Origin of the sequence: Providencia sp. (assembly GCF_052096715.1) — a bacterium.
Classification (GTDB): domain Bacteria; phylum Pseudomonadota; class Gammaproteobacteria; order Enterobacterales; family Enterobacteriaceae; genus Providencia.
Window position 1 is genome coordinate 1 of the sequence record NZ_JBQDNB010000028.1, and the last position, 18,829, is coordinate 18,829.

The 18,829-nt window shown below is 40.3% G+C and carries 38 protein-coding genes and 1 pseudogene; 15 read left to right on the forward strand and 24 right to left on the reverse strand.

Annotation, left to right across the window (positions count from 1 at the left end):
* From ACTH6U_RS17240 to ACTH6U_RS17340, 21 genes are all read right to left on the reverse strand, one after another.
* Window positions 1-200, reverse strand: a 200-nt coding sequence (locus tag ACTH6U_RS17240; RefSeq protein WP_441832723.1) for a hypothetical protein, incomplete at its 3' end; no start/stop codon positions are given.
* Between the two features lie 23 nt (window positions 201-223).
* Window positions 224-640, reverse strand: a complete 417-nt coding sequence (locus ACTH6U_RS17245; protein WP_441832724.1) for a DNA-directed RNA polymerase subunit alpha C-terminal domain-containing protein — start codon at window positions 638-640, stop codon at window positions 224-226.
* Entirely contained in the window at window positions 630-986 is a 357-nt protein-coding gene (locus ACTH6U_RS17250; protein ID WP_441832725.1) for a phage protein NinX family protein, read from the reverse strand. Before ACTH6U_RS17250 ends, ACTH6U_RS17245 begins: the two co-directional genes overlap by 11 nt.
* A gap of 174 nt (window positions 987-1,160) precedes the next feature.
* Entirely contained in the window at window positions 1,161-1,319 is a 159-nt protein-coding gene (locus ACTH6U_RS17255) for a hypothetical protein (protein ID WP_441832726.1), read from the reverse strand.
* 6 nt (window positions 1,320-1,325) lie between these two features.
* Window positions 1,326-1,634, reverse strand: a complete 309-nt coding sequence (locus ACTH6U_RS17260; protein ID WP_441832727.1) for a hypothetical protein — start codon at window positions 1,632-1,634, stop codon at window positions 1,326-1,328.
* Window positions 1,634-2,095 carry a hypothetical protein gene (locus ACTH6U_RS17265; protein WP_441832728.1) on the reverse strand — a complete coding sequence of 154 codons (462 nt, stop codon included), beginning with the start codon at window positions 2,093-2,095 and terminating at the stop codon, window positions 1,634-1,636. Before ACTH6U_RS17265 ends, ACTH6U_RS17260 begins: the two co-directional genes overlap by 1 nt.
* The gene (locus tag ACTH6U_RS17270) at window positions 2,095-2,382 is read right to left on the reverse strand and encodes a hypothetical protein (protein ID WP_441832729.1); all 288 of its coding nucleotides are present in this window, start codon (window positions 2,380-2,382) and stop codon (window positions 2,095-2,097) included. The genes ACTH6U_RS17265 and ACTH6U_RS17270 overlap by 1 nt, the downstream gene beginning before the upstream one ends.
* A gap of 12 nt (window positions 2,383-2,394) precedes the next feature.
* A complete protein-coding gene (locus ACTH6U_RS17275) occupies window positions 2,395-3,273 on the reverse strand; it encodes a DNA cytosine methyltransferase (RefSeq protein ID WP_441832730.1) in 879 nt (292 codons plus the stop codon).
* A 44-nt stretch (window positions 3,274-3,317) separates the two neighbouring features.
* Complete coding sequence (locus ACTH6U_RS17280; RefSeq protein ID WP_441832731.1) at window positions 3,318-3,596, reverse strand: hypothetical protein; 279 nt, start codon at window positions 3,594-3,596, stop codon at window positions 3,318-3,320.
* Between the two features lie 35 nt (window positions 3,597-3,631).
* Window positions 3,632-4,072: a single-stranded DNA-binding protein gene (locus ACTH6U_RS17285; RefSeq protein WP_441832732.1), complete on the reverse strand. Its 441-nt coding sequence runs from the start codon at window positions 4,070-4,072 to the stop codon at window positions 3,632-3,634.
* Window positions 4,050-4,760 carry a lambda exonuclease family protein gene (locus ACTH6U_RS17290; RefSeq protein ID WP_441832733.1) on the reverse strand — a complete coding sequence of 237 codons (711 nt, stop codon included), beginning with the start codon at window positions 4,758-4,760 and terminating at the stop codon, window positions 4,050-4,052. Before ACTH6U_RS17290 ends, ACTH6U_RS17285 begins: the two co-directional genes overlap by 23 nt.
* Window positions 4,757-5,683: a recombinase RecT gene (locus ACTH6U_RS17295; protein ID WP_441832734.1), complete on the reverse strand. Its 927-nt coding sequence runs from the start codon at window positions 5,681-5,683 to the stop codon at window positions 4,757-4,759. Before ACTH6U_RS17295 ends, ACTH6U_RS17290 begins: the two co-directional genes overlap by 4 nt.
* Complete coding sequence (locus ACTH6U_RS17300) at window positions 5,680-5,886, reverse strand: hypothetical protein (protein ID WP_265498549.1); 207 nt, start codon at window positions 5,884-5,886, stop codon at window positions 5,680-5,682. Before ACTH6U_RS17300 ends, ACTH6U_RS17295 begins: the two co-directional genes overlap by 4 nt.
* Window positions 5,883-6,356, reverse strand: coding sequence for a class I SAM-dependent methyltransferase (locus tag ACTH6U_RS17305; protein ID WP_441832735.1), 474 nt, complete (start codon window positions 6,354-6,356; stop codon window positions 5,883-5,885). The genes ACTH6U_RS17300 and ACTH6U_RS17305 overlap by 4 nt, the downstream gene beginning before the upstream one ends.
* A 200-nt stretch (window positions 6,357-6,556) precedes the next feature.
* A complete protein-coding gene (locus ACTH6U_RS17310; RefSeq protein ID WP_441832736.1) occupies window positions 6,557-6,715 on the reverse strand; it encodes a hypothetical protein in 159 nt (52 codons plus the stop codon).
* A gap of 64 nt (window positions 6,716-6,779) precedes the next feature.
* Window positions 6,780-7,217: a hypothetical protein gene (locus tag ACTH6U_RS17315; RefSeq protein ID WP_441832737.1), complete on the reverse strand. Its 438-nt coding sequence runs from the start codon at window positions 7,215-7,217 to the stop codon at window positions 6,780-6,782.
* Window positions 7,218-7,234: 17 nt separating this feature from the next.
* Complete coding sequence (locus ACTH6U_RS17320; protein ID WP_441832738.1) at window positions 7,235-8,230, reverse strand: cell envelope biogenesis protein TolA; 996 nt, start codon at window positions 8,228-8,230, stop codon at window positions 7,235-7,237.
* Window positions 8,231-8,262: 32 nt separating this feature from the next.
* A complete protein-coding gene (locus ACTH6U_RS17325; protein ID WP_441832739.1) occupies window positions 8,263-8,523 on the reverse strand; it encodes a hypothetical protein in 261 nt (86 codons plus the stop codon).
* A gap of 16 nt (window positions 8,524-8,539) precedes the next feature.
* A complete protein-coding gene (locus tag ACTH6U_RS17330) occupies window positions 8,540-8,728 on the reverse strand; it encodes a hypothetical protein (protein ID WP_441832740.1) in 189 nt (62 codons plus the stop codon).
* Between the two features lie 61 nt (window positions 8,729-8,789).
* The gene (locus ACTH6U_RS17335) at window positions 8,790-8,987 is read right to left on the reverse strand and encodes a hypothetical protein (RefSeq protein ID WP_222960540.1); all 198 of its coding nucleotides are present in this window, start codon (window positions 8,985-8,987) and stop codon (window positions 8,790-8,792) included.
* 188 nt (window positions 8,988-9,175) lie between these two features.
* Window positions 9,176-9,502, reverse strand: coding sequence for a hypothetical protein (locus tag ACTH6U_RS17340; protein ID WP_137022032.1), 327 nt, complete (start codon window positions 9,500-9,502; stop codon window positions 9,176-9,178).
* Window positions 9,503-9,920: 418 nt separating this feature from the next.
* On the opposite strand from ACTH6U_RS17340, the gene ACTH6U_RS17345 reads away from it, so the two are divergent.
* Complete coding sequence (locus ACTH6U_RS17345) at window positions 9,921-10,127, forward strand: hypothetical protein (protein WP_198634997.1); 207 nt, start codon at window positions 9,921-9,923, stop codon at window positions 10,125-10,127.
* 41 nt (window positions 10,128-10,168) lie between these two features.
* Here ACTH6U_RS17345 and ACTH6U_RS17350 read toward each other — a convergent pair whose 3' ends face one another.
* The 3 genes and pseudogenes from ACTH6U_RS17350 to ACTH6U_RS17360 all read right to left on the reverse strand — a co-directional run.
* Window positions 10,169-10,924: a DUF1828 domain-containing protein gene (locus tag ACTH6U_RS17350; RefSeq protein ID WP_441832741.1), complete on the reverse strand. Its 756-nt coding sequence runs from the start codon at window positions 10,922-10,924 to the stop codon at window positions 10,169-10,171.
* Window positions 10,921-11,346, reverse strand: coding sequence for a hypothetical protein (locus ACTH6U_RS17355; protein ID WP_441832742.1), 426 nt, complete (start codon window positions 11,344-11,346; stop codon window positions 10,921-10,923). The genes ACTH6U_RS17350 and ACTH6U_RS17355 overlap by 4 nt, the downstream gene beginning before the upstream one ends.
* 394 nt (window positions 11,347-11,740) lie before the next feature.
* Window positions 11,741-11,915: pseudogene (locus ACTH6U_RS17360) on the reverse strand (hypothetical protein); the annotation flags it as partial.
* A 98-nt stretch (window positions 11,916-12,013) separates the two neighbouring features.
* Here ACTH6U_RS17360 and ACTH6U_RS17365 point away from each other — a divergent pair.
* The 14 genes from ACTH6U_RS17365 to ACTH6U_RS17430 all read left to right on the forward strand — a co-directional run bounded on the left by ACTH6U_RS17365 (window position 12,014) and on the right by ACTH6U_RS17430 (window position 18,769).
* Complete coding sequence (locus ACTH6U_RS17365; protein WP_441832743.1) at window positions 12,014-12,241, forward strand: transcriptional regulator; 228 nt, start codon at window positions 12,014-12,016, stop codon at window positions 12,239-12,241.
* A gap of 115 nt (window positions 12,242-12,356) precedes the next feature.
* Window positions 12,357-12,704, forward strand: a complete 348-nt coding sequence (locus ACTH6U_RS17370; RefSeq protein ID WP_441832744.1) for a hypothetical protein — start codon at window positions 12,357-12,359, stop codon at window positions 12,702-12,704.
* 73 nt (window positions 12,705-12,777) lie between these two features.
* Entirely contained in the window at window positions 12,778-13,446 is a 669-nt protein-coding gene (locus ACTH6U_RS17375) for a GIY-YIG nuclease family protein (protein ID WP_441832745.1), read from the forward strand.
* Complete coding sequence (locus ACTH6U_RS17380) at window positions 13,446-14,255, forward strand: hypothetical protein (RefSeq protein ID WP_441832746.1); 810 nt, start codon at window positions 13,446-13,448, stop codon at window positions 14,253-14,255. The genes ACTH6U_RS17375 and ACTH6U_RS17380 overlap by 1 nt, the downstream gene beginning before the upstream one ends.
* A 3-nt stretch (window positions 14,256-14,258) precedes the next feature.
* On the forward strand, window positions 14,259-15,113 hold the full coding sequence (locus ACTH6U_RS17385) for an ATP-binding protein (protein WP_441832747.1): 855 nt from the start codon (window positions 14,259-14,261) through the stop codon (window positions 15,111-15,113).
* A gap of 25 nt (window positions 15,114-15,138) precedes the next feature.
* Entirely contained in the window at window positions 15,139-15,390 is a 252-nt protein-coding gene (locus tag ACTH6U_RS17390; protein WP_441832748.1) for a hypothetical protein, read from the forward strand.
* A gap of 15 nt (window positions 15,391-15,405) precedes the next feature.
* A complete protein-coding gene (locus ACTH6U_RS17395; protein ID WP_441832749.1) occupies window positions 15,406-15,588 on the forward strand; it encodes a hypothetical protein in 183 nt (60 codons plus the stop codon).
* Window positions 15,588-15,791, forward strand: a complete 204-nt coding sequence (locus ACTH6U_RS17400; protein WP_441832750.1) for a DUF551 domain-containing protein — start codon at window positions 15,588-15,590, stop codon at window positions 15,789-15,791. The genes ACTH6U_RS17395 and ACTH6U_RS17400 overlap by 1 nt, the downstream gene beginning before the upstream one ends.
* Window positions 15,791-16,075 (forward strand): hypothetical protein, encoded by a 285-nt coding sequence (locus ACTH6U_RS17405; RefSeq protein ID WP_441832751.1) that lies wholly within the window; start codon window positions 15,791-15,793, stop codon window positions 16,073-16,075. Before ACTH6U_RS17400 ends, ACTH6U_RS17405 begins: the two co-directional genes overlap by 1 nt.
* Window positions 16,076-16,191: 116 nt before the next feature.
* On the forward strand, window positions 16,192-16,626 hold the full coding sequence (locus tag ACTH6U_RS17410) for a recombination protein NinB (RefSeq protein WP_441832752.1): 435 nt from the start codon (window positions 16,192-16,194) through the stop codon (window positions 16,624-16,626).
* A gap of 5 nt (window positions 16,627-16,631) precedes the next feature.
* Entirely contained in the window at window positions 16,632-16,829 is a 198-nt protein-coding gene (locus ACTH6U_RS17415) for a hypothetical protein (RefSeq protein ID WP_441832753.1), read from the forward strand.
* Entirely contained in the window at window positions 16,822-17,439 is a 618-nt protein-coding gene (locus ACTH6U_RS17420) for a recombination protein NinG (RefSeq protein WP_441832754.1), read from the forward strand. The genes ACTH6U_RS17415 and ACTH6U_RS17420 overlap by 8 nt, the downstream gene beginning before the upstream one ends.
* Window positions 17,439-17,639: a hypothetical protein gene (locus ACTH6U_RS17425; protein WP_441832755.1), complete on the forward strand. Its 201-nt coding sequence runs from the start codon at window positions 17,439-17,441 to the stop codon at window positions 17,637-17,639. The genes ACTH6U_RS17420 and ACTH6U_RS17425 overlap by 1 nt, the downstream gene beginning before the upstream one ends.
* The gene (locus tag ACTH6U_RS17430) at window positions 17,636-18,769 is read left to right on the forward strand and encodes an HNH endonuclease signature motif containing protein (protein ID WP_441832756.1); all 1,134 of its coding nucleotides are present in this window, start codon (window positions 17,636-17,638) and stop codon (window positions 18,767-18,769) included. Before ACTH6U_RS17425 ends, ACTH6U_RS17430 begins: the two co-directional genes overlap by 4 nt.
* Window positions 18,770-18,829: the final 60 nt, after the last annotated feature.

Consider the following 18,829-nt stretch of genomic DNA (forward strand, 5'->3'; position numbering starts at 1 on the left):
GTCATAACATAGTGATTGAACCACATGTTAGGTGTGTATTTTCTTTTCTTATCGGGTGGTAATAGGCTTGTGAATTCTGGAAGGTCTTTACTTATTGTTTGCTTGGATAATTCGGTGGTTAGTTTGTCGTATTTCTTTAATTCTGTGTGGCACCTTTTAGCCACACTTCGCAATCCGTTTTCATGCTCTTGTGGTGTCATAGGCCACCTATGCTATTTTCCATTCATTTAATATTTGATTGCCGCGCCATGAGTCTAAGGTTATGTAATGCCAATTCATGAACTATTTCATTTATAGCCTTTTTCCCTATCCCGCTCATTTTTAATAAATCAACTTCACTACATTTAATTAATCTATAAGTGGATGTTATCCCATTCTCTAACAATCTATTTAACGTACTAACTCTAAGATTTAAATCATCTGTGAGGATTGGTAATGGCGCGGTGTTTCTATCAATGGAATCATTTAATATTTGGTTAACTGTAAATTTAATATCACCATTTTTATCTAATGACATTTTAACCGCATTATTACCACTTACTGTTACTGAGTGGCTAAATGGCTCTGAATTCATAAATGACGTTAGATGTGATATTAAAAAACCTAAATCCTTCTCGTTACACTCAATATTAACTTTCATTCTCCGCATCCTTTTTCATTAAGAAAGCTTCCATGCCCAATCTATAAATAGTCTTATCTTCTTTTAGTGAATCTGCCGCGATTGGTGTATTAAAATTATGCAGCGTATATGTGCTATGATGACCAAATAATTCAGGCATCATATTTTCACCATTTAATAGGTCGATACCATTCTCAATAATAATCGGCATTGCATCTGCTGGGTTATTGCAGGGGTCGAATAAGTTACCGTCAACAAATACTTTCTCAATATCCTTATATGCTTCAATAAAGTCTTTGTTTTGATAATATCTTGCAGCAACCTTTTTATTAATCTCGAAGTCAGATAGTTCTGTGTATTTATTCATTGATTAGCTCCCAATATTCACAAATGCTTTTCTTGATGATTCCACCTGCTTCCAAGTGACCAATCACGCAACTAACCTGACTTCTTGAATAGTCAGGGTGGCACAAGTGATATAGTTCTTCTGTGGTAAGCTGATTACATTGAAGAACTTCTATTATTCTCTCTCTTAATCTATTCACTCTCTCATTACCTCACCACATTTAATCTCAACATCCCGCACCATCATTATCTGCATAGCACGGCTCTCGCATTCTTGCTGTGTGTATATTTGCTCAGATACAGGCACAGCAGAACCCTGTATTAGCATGAGTAATACATATCCGATTATTTGCATAGTTATTTACTTTTGAATTAAATCAGCACGAATATATAACGTGTCAGTTGGATGAATTCTATCTGCACACCAAGTTACATCGTCACTACGTAAATTAACTGGAAATTCAGGTTTATTTATCTCCTCTGGCTCAGGGTCAACCTGTAGCCATATTAATTCTGGTGCGGTAGGGCAATTAATGCTTTCTGGTAAGTTATTAATTAAACTTTCGCGTGATGCTTCCCAGACCATCCACATGACAGGGATAATACCTTTCACCCAAGGATAATCACCTTTACTTATAAACTCTTCAAACTGCTGTCTTGATTTATCCATCACTCCACCTTTTTAAACTCAATAACCCACACCCACGGATTATTATTCCAGCTTTCTTCTCCGTAGATGGAGCGCCAAATATCTTCCCAAACTTGGAAGCCATAAGTGGTGGGTATGAAATCATAAAGACCACATCCAACCTCTTTGCAAATATCGCCTAGGGTAACGGCATGCAACTGTTGAATACAAACATCGGTAATCTCAATTTTCCCTTTGATATTACCGTCTTTGTCTGCAGAGTTGATAATGTCGCCAATTTGTCCATATGGGCAGTTGTTCGCTAGACTATGATTAGGAACTGCTGGCATGGACTTGCTATCCTTTCCCCATCCTGCACCGTAAACCTCCCACCAGTTGCCATTCAATACAGGCTGAACCTTCATCGGTCTGCGTGTCTGCGTTTTTCTACCATCCATGACAGCTGCTAACATTGCGTCGTTAAACTTGATCCTGTTTTTCATCACTCCACCTTTCTATATCCTGCTTTATAGATCCGACTTGCATAGTTACGCGCAATGCTAATATCTGCACAGCAAAGCACCGTCAGCATTTCAGATGCCATAGCATCAATTTCTTTTTCGGCCACTTCATTACGTTTTTTATCAGCAAGTTGCTTTGATAAATCAGCACATTCAAAGCAGATATTCACATTACCCGCCACAACTAGCTTTGATACTCCAACATCTTTACCGCAAGCTGAGCATATATTTCTCGCTTTGGGTTGAAATTGTTTTTGTAGCTCAATCATATTCATTCCTCTTCATTGCATCCCTGCGATATAGCGTTTAATTTCATTCCCAATCCATTCCCCAACCTGGACACTTACGCCATTTCCTATTTGCCGATATGCATCAGTTTGGCTAACTGGGAATTGAAACCAATCAGGTACACCCTGGAGTCTTGCATATTCGCGCACTGTGTATGGCCTAACTCCCATTGGAAAGTTTTTATCAGCTACCAGGCGAGTGCTTTTATCTTTAGCGTAGTGAGCAACGCAGGTTGGGGCGATATCACCATTGTTTGGGTCGCTGATTATTGGTAAGTCACGATATACGCCATTCATCCTGGAGTAGACCGATTTAGGTATATTGATTTCTGGCTCACCCTCCAGGATATCAGCTAGTTTAATCGGTTTATGGTTCTCAGGTGGTCGCGGTATAAAATTCCTTTTCGTACCGATGATTATTAATCGACTGCGCTTCTGTGGTAGCCAAGTTTCTGACTTGATAGGACAGAAAACATTAACGTAATAATCTGGCATTTTCTGCATAGCTTCCATGACTATAGGAAATGCTTTCATTCCAGGTACATTTTCAACTACATAAAACTCAGGTCGAGCTATTGCCAGGTGACGTAATGCATGTAAAAACAATTCATCACCTGTTCTAACTCCGTGTATATCACCGATAGTGCTGTACCTGGTGCATGGATAAGTAAATATCATGCCGTCACATGAATCTTGTTCTAAAACTAATTCCTGGGTAATGTCGCATTCTTTAATGTGATTACCCAGGTTATGGCGGTAAGTTTTGCAAGCGGATGCATCAATTTCAAATGCTTGGCCTATATTTATTCCAGCCTGGATAAGGCCAATATCCATAAGGCCAGCACCGCTGAAATAAGAATTAACGGTTATCATATCTATCTCCTGTTTGCATCCTTGCACTGAGTCCGTTGTTTGAATTACATGATTAATAAGCCATTTTTTAGCATAATATCGTCAGGTGTAACGCCTAGTTCTTTTGCTACTTCGTGTTTGATAGATAGGTATCGCAACATGAAATTAGGGTCGTTAATTTCCTCTGTACTCACTTCTTTACCGATGAAGCTAAATCGACCGCTGAAACATGACCCGTGCTGCGTGTAGTCGTCATTCAGTAAAACTTCAATTGTCTCTTCATCAATAGTTACTTTTTTCATATCAGTGCCCACAATTAACTTTGGCACGTAACTAATGCTCATGGTTATATCCTTTGGTTAAATCACATAGGGAAGGGTTAGAATGGTATATCTTCAAAGTCCTGTGGTGGCTCAAAGTTTTGCTGTGGTGGTTGTTGCGGTTGTCCCCATCCAGTTTGTTGGTTGCTTTGTTGGTTCTGCTGTTCAGCCCATCCGCCAGTTATTTCCACATCAGTAATATAAAACTCAGATGTATATCTATCTGTGCCACTTTGATCTTGCCATTTTCGTTCTACATACTCTGACTCAACCCGAAGTGATGAGCCTTTCTTTGCGTAGTTTTTAAGGAAGTCAGCGTGATGCCTAAATGCTACCAATCTAACCCAAGTGGTTTTTTCCTTCTTTTGCCCTTGCGAATCTTTATATTGCTTAGATACTGCAAGGCTAATACTTAAAACCGCATCACCTTTTGCTAAATATTTTAATTCCAAGTCATTTCCTATGCGGCCTGTAAAGCTACATTGATTCTTGTTTGACATACGCTCTCCACTGATTGCCAAATTGAATACCTAATTTATTTAAACCCTGATCCATTACTTCAATGAACTCGGGGACTAATTCGTCGAATTCTTTCATCGTGTTTTCGTCACGCTCAACAGGGAAATACGTAATTTCTTTCCCTGCTGGCATTCGTGGGTCAAAATTTGCAAAGTGCCAGATATCCTTACCTGTAACCCACATGGAATATTGAACTTGAGCCACATATTCCTTTTTCATTGCATCGATTCCGTTCAATGCTAAGTCGATAAATACGTCCGTGTTATTCGGGCATTTAAGCTCTAATCCAGAGCCATCACTGCAAATGCCATCTGGTGAGCAAGCTATCCGTAGCTGCTCGTCTTTGAATATTATTGGCACTTCCTTTGCTGTTAACCCTGTGTAAAACTCGAACGTCATCCTTGCTTCTAATTCGTAGGTTTTACCCCATTCAAGCGTCCTTGCTGATACTTCCTTGTAAACTCCCGTGCAGACTTCACCAATGAGGGTGTTTAAATATGTTTTCTTTGTGTCTGACCATTTAGTACCAGACCTTGGCTTAGAGATAACTTTCCATGCCTCAGAAGCGGTCACTATACCGAGCCTGATCGACAACCATTCTTCGCTTCCTTGCTCTACCTTGGTTAAATCAATACCTGTTTTGCTTAGAATGATGTCATTGCTAATCATTTTGTTTCCGCCTTTTTCCTTAGCATGTCGATAATGTCATTAGCTTCAAATACAGTTATCTCCGTAGGATGGGATATTTGGCGCTTAAATCGCTTACTAATGAATTCCATAAATGCGTCGCTCCATTCACCGTTGACCTTAATCATTAGTTCTGTGATATCTGCCATTTGCTGTTCACTGGCTGGCGTAACATCGCGAGGTTGTGACTGTTCGTTTTTGAAGTCAATACCTTCGCCAGCTTCGGTGTTAACGTAGTCAATGGCTTGGTCTAGTCGCTCCCTACGAGGCCAATATTTAGCGGCTTGCTTAACAACAGTTTTCAGGATCATTTGCTCTTCATCTGTAACCCAAGGGCATTTTGCCTTTTTAGATATCCAAGCTTTCCAAGCTGATGACCTGTCACGGATGCCATAAATATCTGCAATAGCCATTGTGTGAGTTAAGTAGTCGCCATCTTCTGTTTTTACTACCGTGTAAGCTCCGACTATTTCACCTCTTTGCTCTTGTGTGGCAAAGGCGTTGTATTCGTGACGAGGTGCGGTATCTATTGATGTGAGCTGAAAGTTATCATTCTGGCGAACAATGCTTGATTGACACCATTTGATAGCGCCTGACTGCTGGGCGATGTGCATCAGTCCCATGTAACTAATATCGAGACATATTTTCTTATCACGAGGTACTAGATAAGCCAGTTTTTGTGCTGGATTTAAACTAATACCGATAGCTGCGATATTCATCACAGCACTTCGAACTGAAACAACATTATTCACAGCTACAGTCGCTAAATAATCATTGTTCGCAAACAACTGCATAGCAAATTCAGACTCCCTTTTAAATGCTATGCTTGGCTCACTACATACTTGCTCAAATTCCGTTTTGAGCGGATTAATAATTTCATATACCTTTTGAACTGCTGTACTCACAATAGCCTCCTTTCGCTTTTGGCTGTTTCAAAAAAAGCGTTCCATGCCTGATTTGATTCTTGAGCGGTCATTTTCCGTATGACCGATGAGGGAAGGGCATCATAAAACCGCTGAGCCATTTCATTAGTTAGCTCATCATCCTGATTTGCTAGGTGCTCACGGTCTGGAATGGTGACGAAGTTTTCATACTCTGAAATTCTCATGCTGCGTCCTTAATGAATAATATCCAGTGGGTTTTATCGTTCTTGCCGACGCGCTGGACTATCGTTGGTTTCTGGTCAGTAAGGGCTAATACTTGCCTTGTTGGAATTTGAGTTTCGTTCCACTTGAAAGCTAGTGTTCCGTTTGTCCGCAGCACTCGAAATGCTTCACTAAACCCCTTGGCTAAATCCTCTTTCCAAGATTCTTTATTCAATCTCCCGTACTTTTTAAACATCCAACCATTGTGGCCAACACGAATTAAATGAGGCGGGTCGAATACAACTTGATGAAATGAGTTGTCAGAAAAGGGTAGGTTTTTAAAATCAGCGATAATATCTGGTGTTATATTTAGCTTCCTGCCATCACATAGAATGTGTTTTTCTACCCTTATATCACTGTAAATTGCTCTGTTGTCTTGCCTATCAAACCAAAACATGCGGCTACCGCAGCACATATCTAGTATCTGTTTCATGCTGCGTCCTCATACCGTTCCCTGAGTATCTTTTCCAACAGTTCCTTTGTTGGGTTTAAACTCAATATCAGCCATTCCATGGAGTTGGTTTCTATCCCTGTGTGTGAATCAAATTCGAGTGATATGCGCTGTCCTTGGTGCGCTGCTGGCGATGAAGATATGTAAATCCCTTTACCTTCAATCGTTAGTGTTTGCATAAGTCACCTCGATATCAGCGTTAAAATAATGAGTAGGGCGATAACAACAGCTATCCAATCCCACTTAACTTTGCTTTTAACTTCATCCTTGAAGCTCTCGCTATTCAGTCGATAGCTGAGTTCCTGCCGCTTTAATTCGGTTATTTCGTTTATTTCATGCATAAGAAATCCCTCACTTATCGATTGATAGCGATTGTTATTTAGGTTCTGGTGTTGGTGCGGAGTGTTACTTAGATACTGCGTTATTCCAGCGTTTGATTAATTCTCTTGGGTCGTTGTAGGTTGGTGATCCATTCCAAGCACAGCACTTTAGGTTGAATGTATTTAAACCCTGTGGACTAGGTAAAACAAAAGGGCTGTACGCATGTAGTAATGGAGTTTTTTTACAAAATGGACACTCAGATATATCCTCACATCCTGTGAAATCTATCTCTGGTTTTGTTTTGTCATCTTCCATCCACTCAAGGCCTTCCGGAACATGTAGCCGATACCCATCCCAATAATCAAACTCTGGTGATAGGACTGATTGATAGCCAGCCCATCTAGTTCGCATCCGCTTTCTTGCAATTACTTTTTCGCCTTCAACGGCTTTACTGTCCATTCGCCAGAGATAAACACCTTCCTTTTCTGGCTTTTGTTCTGAGTATTTAATCCACTGACTCATGTATTGTTCCTTATGTGCTAGTAATTCATTGTCATGTGGGGGATTTGGTTACTTGCAACTAGCTTAATAAATTCAGTCGCTAATTTTTCATCAAATCCGTTACTTACTAATTCCTGTAATGTTTCTTGGTTATATTTGCGGCGATGCTCTTTATCTTCTTGACGCTTAGCATCTTCCTGACGCTTGCGTTCTTCTTCTGCTAGTCGCGCTTGTTCAGCTTCATGAGCTTTCTTGCGCTCGTCTTCAATAGCTACTTGTTTCTCTTGGTCAGCTCGTTCCTGAGCCGCTTTAGCTTCCTGCTTAGCTCGCTCAATAGCTTCTAACTTTTCACGCTCAGCACGCTCTTGTGCTTCTTTTGCATCACGTTCACGCTGTGCTGCTGCTTCTATTTCTTGCTTAGCCTTCAGTTCGGCAGCTTCTTTTTCTTGCTGTGCTTTGCGCTCGGCTTCAAGTCTCGCTGCTTCTGCTGCCTGACGCTTAATTTCTTCTTCGTGGGCTATTTGCTGGCGCTCTGCTTCGGCTTTTGCTTCCGCTAAATCACGGTCACGTTTTTCATTCATGAATAGCGCTATTTCGTGGTCTGTTTCTATTCTTAAAGCAAGGTGCCTTGCATTTTCCTTGTCAATTTCAGTGTTCATTTCCAGAGCTTCTGCATGTTTTGCTTCCATTTTAATGCGCTCTTGTTCAGCTTCCCATTCTGTTAATGGCTGTCTAACTTTATCTCGAAGGGTGTCGAGTCGGTCGCGCACTGTTTTTCGGTTGGCATCTATAAGCTTTGGAATCTCCTTCAGCTCTGCGACTAAGTCTTTACCTAGGCCATCAAGGTAAGTTTTAGACTGCGCAACCCTGTATGCGAGAGACTTGATTTCTTTTCGACCCTTGTCAGTGTTAACATCATTAACAAATGAGTTAACCTCACTCTCAATTTTGCTAATAATATCTTCGACGCTATTTGATGACTTAAAAACATCAAGCGCCTTAGATTTCTCAATTACGACTAATTCATTTGCCATTTCCTATGTTCCTTATGTGCGTAAGACCCCAATCAAATTAGCCCATCGATAACTTTCTCAACTACTGCTACAGCTTCTTGTAGTTTTTGCAGGCGAGCTATAAATACTTCACGCTGAGACTTGACTGCATCAATGAGAAACTCTTGGTCTGCAAAAGCTTTGTACGAAGAGTAATTATTTGCACAGACCATCCAAGTGATGGATGCGTCCTTGTTCAAATCAAGCACATTATCAGCCAGCCGTATGGCGTTTTTCGTTTTTTCAATTTCATCTAATAAACTTTTAATTTCCATCTCTATCTCCTATCTATTAATCACCAAGCCATTCAAGGTATTGCATTTCCTGAATAACTTGCTCGTCTGTTGGCTCTCGGTTCTCTTTATTGCATTCCTTGCAATTTGTAGCGGCTACTGGTTGCCCCATACAGCCATACTCACGACCAGAGCAACAGGTAATAAACTCAATGCCATCTTGGCAATGTTTGTTGCTACATTTCATTGCAGCTCCTATCTATTAATCAACTCACCACAGCCCACCTTGATGGACTGTAATTAGTTAACTATTCTTCATCATCCCAAGTAACCCATGCGTTCTCACCATCAGCCCAAATAGAGCCTTTGTTTCCACAATCAGTACAGAGAACCTTATCTCCCTCAAAGAGTATGTCTTCGTTGCCTTTCTCTGTTTCTATCTGATTATTTACACTTCCGCATTTGTGGCATTCATTTAACCACCACACATTGTTTAGCGTTGCCATATCTATCCCCTTGCTGTGATGCTTCCATCACTCATAATTGGCTTGCGTTTATCGCATTCCTGCGAGCGTTTCTGATCTTCACTAGCTCATGGTCAGTAGCGTCTTTATGATGCTGCCTGATATGCATGGCTGGCGTTCTTGTGTCGAAATCTTTATGACATACCGGACAGTTGATGATGAATTTCACGTTATGCCCTCGCTGTTATCCCAAACTCTGTTTTAGGCTGCTCTCTGTACTTTGTGGTTGAGTAAATAGCCACGTCATTCAAACAGCGATTATCTAAACTTGCGTGATCCCGTTTCACCCGTAAAGACAGAACAGGGCGCACTTTCTTTTCCTTCACTGAGTTAGCTTTAGCAATTTCTTCGGCTTCCAGTTTTCTAGCCCTGAAAGCTGCATATCTAGCGTATTGACGCGCTTTATATGAATCACTGTTTACATGTTTAACTTCTACTGCTTTCTGCTCACCTGATTGCTTAGGTGACGTTTTTAACGGTTGAAAGTAAGTTGTCATGCTGCCCCCTCTGAATAAGTTTTGGTGATTGGTGGTAGGTGCTGAACTCCTACTTTCGGTGTTACGTCATGCGACATGCGACTTACTGAGTTATTGCCGATTCCTACATTACCAATCAGCCTTAGCATTCACCAATCCCAAAACCCACTCAGTGAAATGTTGGACAAGATGTCATTGTCCGTACTGCTATATTTTTAAAGAGCATGGCTTGCTGGTGTGTCTTGCTTGCCGTTGATGTGATAAAGGTTACTGAATACTAAACTTATCGTCAAGTGTTTACTAAACATAATTTAGTAAATGATGAACAAATAATTGAAATTTAAATCAATTTATTTTCAAAAATTATTTATCTTGCGAGGGAAATCACACGAATCAGCGGAACATATGCTAAATTATTGGGTAAAACTCAGGAGGATTTATGAATTTAGATGATGAGGAAGTTGTAAAAGTAGTAATGGAAGTGGGCGGTGCGGTATTTAGACTATTGGATAATACCGACACTATAACCAAAGAAATGATTATTGATGAACTTGAGCGATACCGTAAAGAGGTAACGAACACGCTACATAAAGGCGCTTTACGTGATGCTGCTCAGGTAGTTAGAAGTATGGGGAAAATTGGATAGGGCACAAAAAAGCCCTCGCGGGGAGGGCTGTATGGTGAGAGTTATGCTGCTAGTTTAGATATCCATTTATCTCTTTTTGCAAAAGGTAAGACATGACTTATTTCATTAAATAAAAGAGACAGTTGTTGCATTTGAGCGCCAATTGATTCGCTATCAACAACGACATATCGATTATTTAATGTAGCGTTTGCATTTTTTAGATCAATTAGTTTACCGAGTAGAGAGTATGCACTATTCCAACTTCCACCTTGTTTTACGCTAGATGTAAAAAGATACTTTGGTTCTTCTGTATTAACTGTTACTGGAATGACTATGTTATGTCCGCTCATTCCTAATACATTAGACCTCAATAAAATCTTATCTTTTAAGCTGGAGCGATATAAATAATCTATAACTTCACTTTCAAATCTCTCAACCCTGACCGATTGATGCCAGTCAATAGATAAGGTGGAGGCTAAAATTCCAGCTCTGATTACATTGGATGTAGCTGAACCAACTGTATCTTCTGTTGCCCAGCTAACAATTTCACCTCTGTCGTTAAGCTCTGCGCCTTGATGGCTTATAAAGCTACGTATTTCATCAATTCTTTTTTTTGTAAGTGAAATGCCCCTTGCCTCCATATTCATTAGCGCGTCGCATCGATCACTTACAAGATATTTACCATTAATTTCTTTTACGAAAGCGCCAACATGCTCCCCATCATCACAGAACGTGAATGGGCTGATGATTCTCAGTAATTCAGCACCGATAGGGTGGCACTCAAAACCAAGATTAGATATGACTGTTGAGCACATCATAATGGTAATCCTATTTGTCCAGATATATCTTCTAAAGGTATAGGGAGTTCACCTGTACATTTTATATTTAAATGCTTACAAAAAAACCGCCAAAACCCTCTAATATCATCTGATTTTATAGCTTCTTTAATTGGGAATCCTACTTCACTATAGCGCCCAGCCTCTTCATAGTAAACATGGTAGTGTGCGCCTAAAATATAATTTACAAAGTCAGGGTGATCTACTTTATATCTATTCGTATGTCCATCAAATGGATAGCTATCAACTGCAAATATTCTTTTTTTGTTATAAAGTGCTACTATGTTTATCTTTGGAAATGTTTCATCGCCATCTTGCTTTGGTTCATGATCAGGCTTCCATTGGATTAAAATATTTAATCCTTGCAACGGTATTCCATCACTATCTAATGGCAAAATATTCATTTGAAGCCATAAAAGCGGTCTGTTTGGGGGCGGCTTTTCCGTCCAACTAATACCAGAGAAATCAATGTACTTTTCACAGTATAGAACATTGTCAACTTCTACTTGGCTAGGTTGATAATCAGTACACTTTGCCACTATTAGTCATCCGTTAATATTTAATTAAAACCACACCCTAAAACGTGTCGTCAGGCTATTGGCTAAGATGCGTCTAATCCACGCTTACGCAACATCTCTTCGAATATTGCATCGTAGTGTGCCTTCTTAGCCTTCATCTCTCTGAGGAACCTCTGAGCCTCTTCTTTGGGGAGGCTGTCATACAGCTCAAGAATTTCGATTTGCTCTTTGCTTAATTCTTTATATTTACTGTCCGAAATTGATGTTACTGAATTATCTTGATCTAAGAATCCATCTGGCATCCCGTATGTTTGTTCTAATCTTCTTGCTGCCTTTTCACCAAACGAAGAGTTACCGCCCATCAATTGAGATAGGTAGCTTTTCTCTTTCGTCGGCAAAGTTTTATCTTTGAACCATTCTTTTAGGCGGGTCTGCCTGATCTTCTTTATGTCCATTTTATTTATTTTGATTAGTAATGACTAAACAAGCAAATGCTTGACGATAAGTTTAGTGTTTAGTAAACTCACATTTAAAATAATGGAGGTACGACACTATGGATTTAAAGCAATACATCGACTCACTTGAGTGGGGAGGAGCTAAGAAGCTAGCCGATAAACTCGGCGTTTCTAAGTCTTTCCTCTCTCAAATGGCGTCAGGGATTAGCGCAATTTCTCCAAAACGTTGCGTTGAAATTGAAATAGCTACAAACAGCAATGTTACACGTAAGGATTTAAGGCCTAACGATTGGCATGAGATCTGGCCTGAACTAGAAGTTGCATAACTACCAAACCGCTCTTTAAAAAATCAGCCTCCGCCCTTTGACCTCAATCGGCAAAACTTAACTCACAGGATCGTGAGCAACGGACTAACTGTAACTATTTAATGGAATATAAATTATGGACTACGCAAAAACTATCAATATCACCTGCAAGCCTGAAATGCTCGAGAGCTACTTCTTCAAAAGAGTTCTAGATGAGGGTAACAATTTATTTGCAAGTGAAATGGGCATACATCCAACAGCATCAAGCCGAGAAAAGAATCGGATATTCAAACTAGCTTGTAAGGCTATAGCGCATTACGGGCTGCCTGAAGAAGCGGTATCAATGCCTGAGACTACTAGAAATGTGGTGATCGAAGGTGACTATGCAGAGCAGATTATCAAAATGCTTGAGTACAACGGAAGATTAAAAAGAAAAGCCCCAACCGCTGTAACGGATGAGGCTCAAATAGAACTGTCAATTTAAAGGGATCAACTTTAAGGAGGTAATTATACATGAATATTAATTACACAACAAATCGATATGGAGGTCGAAGGAAATGAGCATAGGCCATCTAGGCGGTATGAATGTTTCTAGGGATATTCGCAAGACAGCCGATTTACCTGATAATTTCAGAACAGAAGGCTGGGTGTATGTTCTTAGTAATGAGTATATGCCTGGCATTTATAAGGTAGGGATGACAACTGTATCCCCCGAAAGTAGAGCAAAAGAACTCTCATCGGCGACAGGCGTTCCAGATAAATTCAAGATAGAGGCATCTTTTTATTCTGATGCACCAGCGGATGATGAATCCTTTATTCACAAACACTTATCTGAATTCAGAATAAATGAATCAAGAGAATTTTTTAAGTGCGACCTAGAAGATATAACAGATATATGTTCAGAAGTTTGCTTGGCCTTAACTGGAACCAAGGTAGAGGATCTCGCTGACTCTTTTGACATTATCTGTTCAGAATCATTAAAAGAGCTAAGGCTTGATGAATTATTTGATTCTTTAGACATTAGAGTACTTGGCTGCAAGCTTGCTACTGCCGAAAGATTAATAAGACTCGCCGCTCACCTATGCCACAAAAAATTCAATGAATCTCATTCTCTTTATTTTACTGATGGGGCAGCTCATTTGATTCATAGCTATATCGGGCAGCAGCAAAAGGAATGGGAACTAAAGTATCCTGATTTAGCAAAAATAACGGAGGTACCTTTCTAATGGCCAGAGCAAGAAATATTAAGCCAGGCTTTTTTACTAATGATGATTTAGCAGAATGCGAGCCATTGGCTCGTGTTCTTTTTATCGGGTTATGGACAGTTGCAGATCGCGAAGGTCGAATTGAAGATAAGCCCCGTAAAATTAAAGCTATGGTATTGCCATATGATGATGTTGATTGTGACAAATTACTCACTCAATTGCATGGTAGAAACTTCATCACTAGATATGTAGTAGATGGAAATGAGTTTATTCAGATTAATAACTGGAAGAAGCATCAGAATCCTCACATGAAAGAAGCGGCTAGTGAAATACCAGAACAAGTAACGCAACCTATTGATATTGAAGAAGCACCAGAAAAGCACGGTTCTAGTATGGTGCAAGAATCAGAAGAGAACAAAACTATCCCTGCTGATTCCCTCTTCCCTCATCCTGATTCCCTTAACCTGATTCCCTATAACACCCAAGCCGAAAATCCGGCTTGTCCTGGTGATGAGAAAAAATCGTCAGACAATGTTCAGTCGATTGCAAAAAAATACGCATTCGAAGGCCAGGTGATTCGCCTTAACCAAAAGGACTTTGACTCCTGGAAAGAATTATTTCCTAACATCGATTTGGTATCAGAGTTAACACGTTTAGATCTGGAGTTTGAAAAGGTAAAACCTAAGAACTGGTTTAGCACAGTTAGCGCTAAGCTGAATTACCAGAACAAAAACGCTAAGCCAACCTGGACGCCTAACAAGCGAGCAGCCAGTGAAAGCTTTGGAGCCAAGGATTATGGTCAAACGGATATGCCAACATGGGTGAATTAAATTATGAACCTGACAGAAAGAATTCAAGAAATCAAAAAGCACCTGGCAGAGATTGATAAACAACCTGCTGAAATACCAAATACAGAAATTCATTACCTGGATATCGAATGTGAAACTCACGGAACATACCAGGCTAGAAAGCGAGTAAGCACAAGTGGATTAAAGCTCACATCTAGACCATCACCATGCCCTAAATGCCTGCTTGAAGAGCTGGAAAAGTTAAAGGCTGAAAAACAACAAAGTGATGAGCGTGGCAAGAAGCGGCTTATCGAAAATCTTTTAGCTGACCTAAATATCCCCGAACGTTTTGTTCCATGCACCCTGGATAATTACGAATCCGTTAACCAGGATGCGGCTAGAAATCTAAGTGTTTGCAAGGCCTATGCAAGTAAGTGGACAGATAGACTACGCCAAGGTGGCGGTTTAGTTATGTGCGGTAAGCCTGGTACTGGTAAGAATCATTTAGCCCTGGCTATTGCTCGTCATGTAATCGAACAACACCAAGATTCAGCTTTGTTCACAACAGCATTGCGTGTTGCCAGAAAATTCAAGTCAACCTGGAGTAAAACCGCGACTGAAACTGAGTCAGAGGTTATTCGAATTTTTACCAACCCTGATTTGCTGATAATCGATGAGGTAGGCGTTCAATTCGGGTCTGAAGCTGAAAAGTTGATCTTGTTTGAAATCATCAACACCAGGTATGAGCGAATGAAGCCAACCATTCTAATTAGCAATCAAACTAGGGAAGAGTTAAGCGCATTTATCGGTGAGCGAGTTATAGACCGCATGAGTGACGGTGGCGGCTGTACATTGGCTTTTACCTGGGATAGTTACCGATCACGAAAGCAAGCAGCCTAACACACCAAATCATAAGGACTTCTAGATGAGCGGATACGCAATTCTTCAAGAATACATGTTTACTGACAAAGACAAACACGAGTGGACTGATGCTATGTGCTACTTGCTAAGTAAGTATGAAGAATTTCCTAGCGATATGGATGTGAATATTCAGCCCAAACCGGAGTATAAGGATTTCAGATTCATTAAATCACCAGAGGGAAAAATACTTTTCGGTAATTGCATAGTACCAGCAATAACAGCCGATGATTTTTACCAGTTTAAAGCTATCAATTAAGCGAGGTGTTGAGTGATGAAAGGAACAACGTTAACAGAGCTGAACTGGGCTTACACGGACGAAGCGACCAGAAGAAAGCGTAAGTACATCAAGCAAACGAAAGATTATAACCGACACTTTTTCAAGCCGTATCGCTGCATGAAAGTAGCTAAAAAGCTGTTTCGGCTGGAACTTAATAAGTTAATGGGAGGCATCTAATGCAGGGAACTAATTGGGTTAAGTGCTCAGAAAAAATGCCAGAAGTTGGTAAGCCAGTAATTGTTAAATTAGGGACCATGCTTCACATCATGCACATCAGCGACTTTGACGGCAAATGGGATGATGGCGAGTTTTTATCGGGAGTGGGATTAGAAAACATCAATTATTGGCACGAACTCCCACCAATGCCAGAGGGTGAATGATGAAGATAAAACGAAAAATTCACAATAAGCTATTTCCAACTCGTAAATTGGCATTCTATCAGCATTCAAAAGTAGATGAATGGAACTCGCTAGAGTGCTACATGGACAAGTGGTTGTTAGTTATTTTATTTATCCCGATTGTTGTCATTGGAACGCTAGTAGCTGGATTTCCTACGGCATTCAAAGAGGCGACGGTTTATTTCAACAATCCATATTCAGTCGATAGTCTGACGCTCGCTGAAGTGGAGTCATTAGGATGGAACAGGAGAGCTAACAGTGAGTGATAACAATTTAGACGGCGGCATAGTGTTGTTTATTTTCGTCGTTGGAATATTTGTAGGAATGACTATAGCGGCAACCGCGGCAAATTTCGGAGTATTTTCAGCTTGCGGAGGCTAACTTGGAAAACTTCTGCTTACATGAATCAACCAAAAAGCTATTTGATAGCAATATAAACGAACTACTCAAATCCTACCCGAAACTAAGCGTCACAATCAAAGTATACAAGCCAAAACGTAGCCTATCTCAAAACAATCTCTCGCATAAATGGTACTCCGAAATCAGTAAATACCTGATTAAGAGTGGTCGCACATGGATGACGGAAGAGAAAGTTAAGAATGATTTGAAAGCCACATTCCTCGGCTATGAAGAAATTGAACAAACCAACTTTGTTACAGGGGAAATAACCGTCAGGGAACAGCTCAGACAGACATCAAAGCTAGATACTGGCGATATGTATCAGTACATGACGAAAATCGAAGCATGGTGCGAACAGTTCGGATTACAGCTAACAATCCCACACACAAGCGAATACATGAAACTCAAGGAGCAGTAAGAGCGATGAATACAAATCAGCGGTTAAGAAAAGCGTTACTTGAAAATATTGATAAGTTTGATATCAGCGATGATGGTCAAATCATCATGAAGGCTCAACCAAAGAAATCAAGGGTAACACTCGGAGCCAAGTTATTTATGTTGACTATATTTGCTTGTCTATTTGCATCTGCATGGATATTTATTGAGGCGATATATGGCTAAGGCTAAAAAGCCGAAGCTGAAAACCTGTAAAGAATGCGATAAAGAATTTACTCCCTACCTATCCACTCAAAAAGTCTGCTCTACATCCTGCGCAATACTATACGGACCAAAAGAAGTTAAACGGACCAAAGAAAAGGGCCGTCGAAAACAAATTTCTGAGGAACGAAAAATATTGCGGGCCCGAAAGGAAAAGTTAAAGACAAAATCAGACTGGAATAAAGAGGCCCAAGTGGCAGTAAACAAATACATATTCTGGCGTGATTACGGCCAGCCATGTATTGCTTGTGGTAGGCCCTTAAATTACGGGGTAAGAGGTGGGTCCGTAGATGCAAGCCATTACAGGTCTAGAGGTTCGGCAAGACATTTAAGATTTAATCTTCTCAATATTCACGCTGGCTGCGTTCACTGCAATAGGGACCTGTCAGGAAATCCAATTCCATACCGCATAAATCTCATCAAAAAAATCGGCGAAGAGCGAGTAACACGCTTAGAGCACGATAACTCGGCCCGTAAATTCGATATCGAATACCTCAAGCGAATGAAAGCAATATTCACTCGTAGGGCCCGTTGGTATGAAAAAAGGCGAAAGCAATACATGGAGGCAGCTTAATGTTCACTGACATATCAGCGGCAATTGAAGAGGCTAGATGGTTGAGAATAAAGAAAGGCCATGATTACGCCGTTGTTCAAGCGGAATCTGGGGTGATGAAAGTCCATTTGCTTAGGTGGCTAGGCGTAACTTCTAAAATTAGAGTTATGTTTTCGACCAAAGAAGATGGAAACGGAACAGTATTGCCGGAGGTAAGATGATCACATATCACTACGACAAAAGGATATTACCTGACGCTCATCCCGAACTAGCGCTAATTAGAGAGAAAGTTAGATATAACCCAGAAACTGGTAACTTCACTAGTTGCCTTCATAAGGGCGTTAGAGTCAAGGGATACATGCGAGATGATGGCTATATAGGCGTAAGCGTAAATTCTAAAAAATATGCAGCCCATAGGTTAGCTTGGTTTTATATGCATGGAGTATGGCCTAAAAATGATATAGACCACATCAACGGGAACACTTCAGATAATCGACTATCAAATCTAAGGCTGGACACTTCAGCGCAAAACTCATGGAATCGCCGAATAGGAAAAAATAATACCTCTGGCGCTAGATGCATATCGTTTGAAAGAAAAACTAAGCGCTGGAGAATCCAAGTAAACAGACTTGGCCATAAATTTTACCTAGGCAGCTACAAAGATAAAACTCATGCAATAAGAGAGGCTAATTATTTTCTCAAGTTAAATGATGGTGAGTTTTTTACCTGCGTCACTGCAAGGCATGACCTACCTAAAGACCAAATAGCGCTACTTGCACTCATCAAAAAGCAACGAGACATAGACCCAACCAGAGGACTGGAGCCTCACGAGAGAGTCTGGATTAGCCATATACTCAGCGGTTGGGGTTCATGGGCTTATGAAGGACTGGAAGATAAGGGAAAAGTAAGCCCTATCGGTCGCTTTATGGAATCTGTATCTGGTCGGGGGACTATAACAGCAGATGGCATAACAGCAATAATCGAAGGGCTACATTCTCGTGGTTACATTGGTAATGAGCTTATCAAAAAACTCTCGCAAATTATCGCAAATCTTAAACATCGTTCAGTTCCAAAGTGTTCGGATGATTTAGGCGGTTATGTAGATAGCATGATAATTAAAGTCTTTGGCGCTAATTCACCGCTAATCAGAGTGGCAGTTAACTATTACGTGTATGGACACAGAACAGAAACTATCGCTCAGTTTTTAATGAAGATCACTAGCGGGTCGTTAACCATGCCTCAAGCAAGAGACAGGGTTAGATGGTGCATTAGAATAATTGAGGCAAAGATGCATAAGGCAATAACCACTGACCTTAACAATGGCAAGGAGATTGATGATAAATTCGAATGAGAAAAAGTAATGCAAATAGTTGCAAAAAAATTATTACCTGATATATTTATGTTATCCTCC

What these genes read in the sequence shown, in the direction of transcription:
- ACTH6U_RS17335 (WP_222960540.1), bottom strand. Translation starts at nt 8,987, where the DNA reads ATGGCAACGCTAAACAATGTGTGGTGGTTAAATGAATGCCACAAATGC.
- ACTH6U_RS17310 (WP_441832736.1), bottom strand. Translation starts at nt 6,715, where the DNA reads ATGCATGAAATAAACGAAATAACCGAATTAAAGCGGCAGGAACTCAGC.
- ACTH6U_RS17265 (WP_441832728.1), bottom strand. Translation starts at nt 2,095, where the DNA reads ATGAAAAACAGGATCAAGTTTAACGACGCAATGTTAGCAGCTGTCATG.
- ACTH6U_RS17330 (WP_441832740.1), bottom strand. Translation starts at nt 8,728, where the DNA reads ATGAAATGTAGCAACAAACATTGCCAAGATGGCATTGAGTTTATTACC.
- ACTH6U_RS17315 (WP_441832737.1), bottom strand. Translation starts at nt 7,217, where the DNA reads ATGAGTCAGTGGATTAAATACTCAGAACAAAAGCCAGAAAAGGAAGGT.
- ACTH6U_RS17290 (WP_441832733.1), bottom strand. Translation starts at nt 4,760, where the DNA reads ATGATTAGCAATGACATCATTCTAAGCAAAACAGGTATTGATTTAACC.
- ACTH6U_RS17415 (WP_441832753.1), top strand. Translation starts at nt 16,632, where the DNA reads ATGAATACAAATCAGCGGTTAAGAAAAGCGTTACTTGAAAATATTGAT.
- ACTH6U_RS17275 (WP_441832730.1), bottom strand. Translation starts at nt 3,273, where the DNA reads ATGATAACCGTTAATTCTTATTTCAGCGGTGCTGGCCTTATGGATATT.
- ACTH6U_RS17345 (WP_198634997.1), top strand. Translation starts at nt 9,921, where the DNA reads ATGAATTTAGATGATGAGGAAGTTGTAAAAGTAGTAATGGAAGTGGGC.
- ACTH6U_RS17270 (WP_441832729.1), bottom strand. Translation starts at nt 2,382, where the DNA reads ATGATTGAGCTACAAAAACAATTTCAACCCAAAGCGAGAAATATATGC.
- ACTH6U_RS17420 (WP_441832754.1), top strand. Translation starts at nt 16,822, where the DNA reads ATGGCTAAGGCTAAAAAGCCGAAGCTGAAAACCTGTAAAGAATGCGAT.
- ACTH6U_RS17430 (WP_441832756.1), top strand. Translation starts at nt 17,636, where the DNA reads ATGATCACATATCACTACGACAAAAGGATATTACCTGACGCTCATCCC.
- ACTH6U_RS17305 (WP_441832735.1), bottom strand. Translation starts at nt 6,356, where the DNA reads ATGAAACAGATACTAGATATGTGCTGCGGTAGCCGCATGTTTTGGTTT.
- ACTH6U_RS17375 (WP_441832745.1), top strand. Translation starts at nt 12,778, where the DNA reads ATGAGCATAGGCCATCTAGGCGGTATGAATGTTTCTAGGGATATTCGC.
- ACTH6U_RS17325 (WP_441832739.1), bottom strand. Translation starts at nt 8,523, where the DNA reads ATGGAAATTAAAAGTTTATTAGATGAAATTGAAAAAACGAAAAACGCC.
- ACTH6U_RS17355 (WP_441832742.1), bottom strand. Translation starts at nt 11,346, where the DNA reads ATGAATATTTTGCCATTAGATAGTGATGGAATACCGTTGCAAGGATTA.
- ACTH6U_RS17370 (WP_441832744.1), top strand. Translation starts at nt 12,357, where the DNA reads ATGGACTACGCAAAAACTATCAATATCACCTGCAAGCCTGAAATGCTC.
- ACTH6U_RS17365 (WP_441832743.1), top strand. Translation starts at nt 12,014, where the DNA reads ATGGATTTAAAGCAATACATCGACTCACTTGAGTGGGGAGGAGCTAAG.
- ACTH6U_RS17380 (WP_441832746.1), top strand. Translation starts at nt 13,446, where the DNA reads ATGGCCAGAGCAAGAAATATTAAGCCAGGCTTTTTTACTAATGATGAT.
- ACTH6U_RS17255 (WP_441832726.1), bottom strand. Translation starts at nt 1,319, where the DNA reads ATGCAAATAATCGGATATGTATTACTCATGCTAATACAGGGTTCTGCT.
- ACTH6U_RS17260 (WP_441832727.1), bottom strand. Translation starts at nt 1,634, where the DNA reads ATGGATAAATCAAGACAGCAGTTTGAAGAGTTTATAAGTAAAGGTGAT.
- ACTH6U_RS17400 (WP_441832750.1), top strand. Translation starts at nt 15,588, where the DNA reads ATGCAGGGAACTAATTGGGTTAAGTGCTCAGAAAAAATGCCAGAAGTT.
- ACTH6U_RS17395 (WP_441832749.1), top strand. Translation starts at nt 15,406, where the DNA reads ATGAAAGGAACAACGTTAACAGAGCTGAACTGGGCTTACACGGACGAA.
- ACTH6U_RS17425 (WP_441832755.1), top strand. Translation starts at nt 17,439, where the DNA reads ATGTTCACTGACATATCAGCGGCAATTGAAGAGGCTAGATGGTTGAGA.
- ACTH6U_RS17390 (WP_441832748.1), top strand. Translation starts at nt 15,139, where the DNA reads ATGAGCGGATACGCAATTCTTCAAGAATACATGTTTACTGACAAAGAC.
- ACTH6U_RS17350 (WP_441832741.1), bottom strand. Translation starts at nt 10,924, where the DNA reads ATGATGTGCTCAACAGTCATATCTAATCTTGGTTTTGAGTGCCACCCT.
- ACTH6U_RS17300 (WP_265498549.1), bottom strand. Translation starts at nt 5,886, where the DNA reads ATGAGAATTTCAGAGTATGAAAACTTCGTCACCATTCCAGACCGTGAG.
- ACTH6U_RS17340 (WP_137022032.1), bottom strand. Translation starts at nt 9,502, where the DNA reads ATGACAACTTACTTTCAACCGTTAAAAACGTCACCTAAGCAATCAGGT.
- ACTH6U_RS17245 (WP_441832724.1), bottom strand. Translation starts at nt 640, where the DNA reads ATGAAAGTTAATATTGAGTGTAACGAGAAGGATTTAGGTTTTTTAATA.
- ACTH6U_RS17250 (WP_441832725.1), bottom strand. Translation starts at nt 986, where the DNA reads ATGAATAAATACACAGAACTATCTGACTTCGAGATTAATAAAAAGGTT.
- ACTH6U_RS17320 (WP_441832738.1), bottom strand. Translation starts at nt 8,230, where the DNA reads ATGGCAAATGAATTAGTCGTAATTGAGAAATCTAAGGCGCTTGATGTT.
- ACTH6U_RS17280 (WP_441832731.1), bottom strand. Translation starts at nt 3,596, where the DNA reads ATGAGCATTAGTTACGTGCCAAAGTTAATTGTGGGCACTGATATGAAA.
- ACTH6U_RS17405 (WP_441832751.1), top strand. Translation starts at nt 15,791, where the DNA reads ATGAAGATAAAACGAAAAATTCACAATAAGCTATTTCCAACTCGTAAA.
- ACTH6U_RS17385 (WP_441832747.1), top strand. Translation starts at nt 14,259, where the DNA reads ATGAACCTGACAGAAAGAATTCAAGAAATCAAAAAGCACCTGGCAGAG.
- ACTH6U_RS17285 (WP_441832732.1), bottom strand. Translation starts at nt 4,072, where the DNA reads ATGTCAAACAAGAATCAATGTAGCTTTACAGGCCGCATAGGAAATGAC.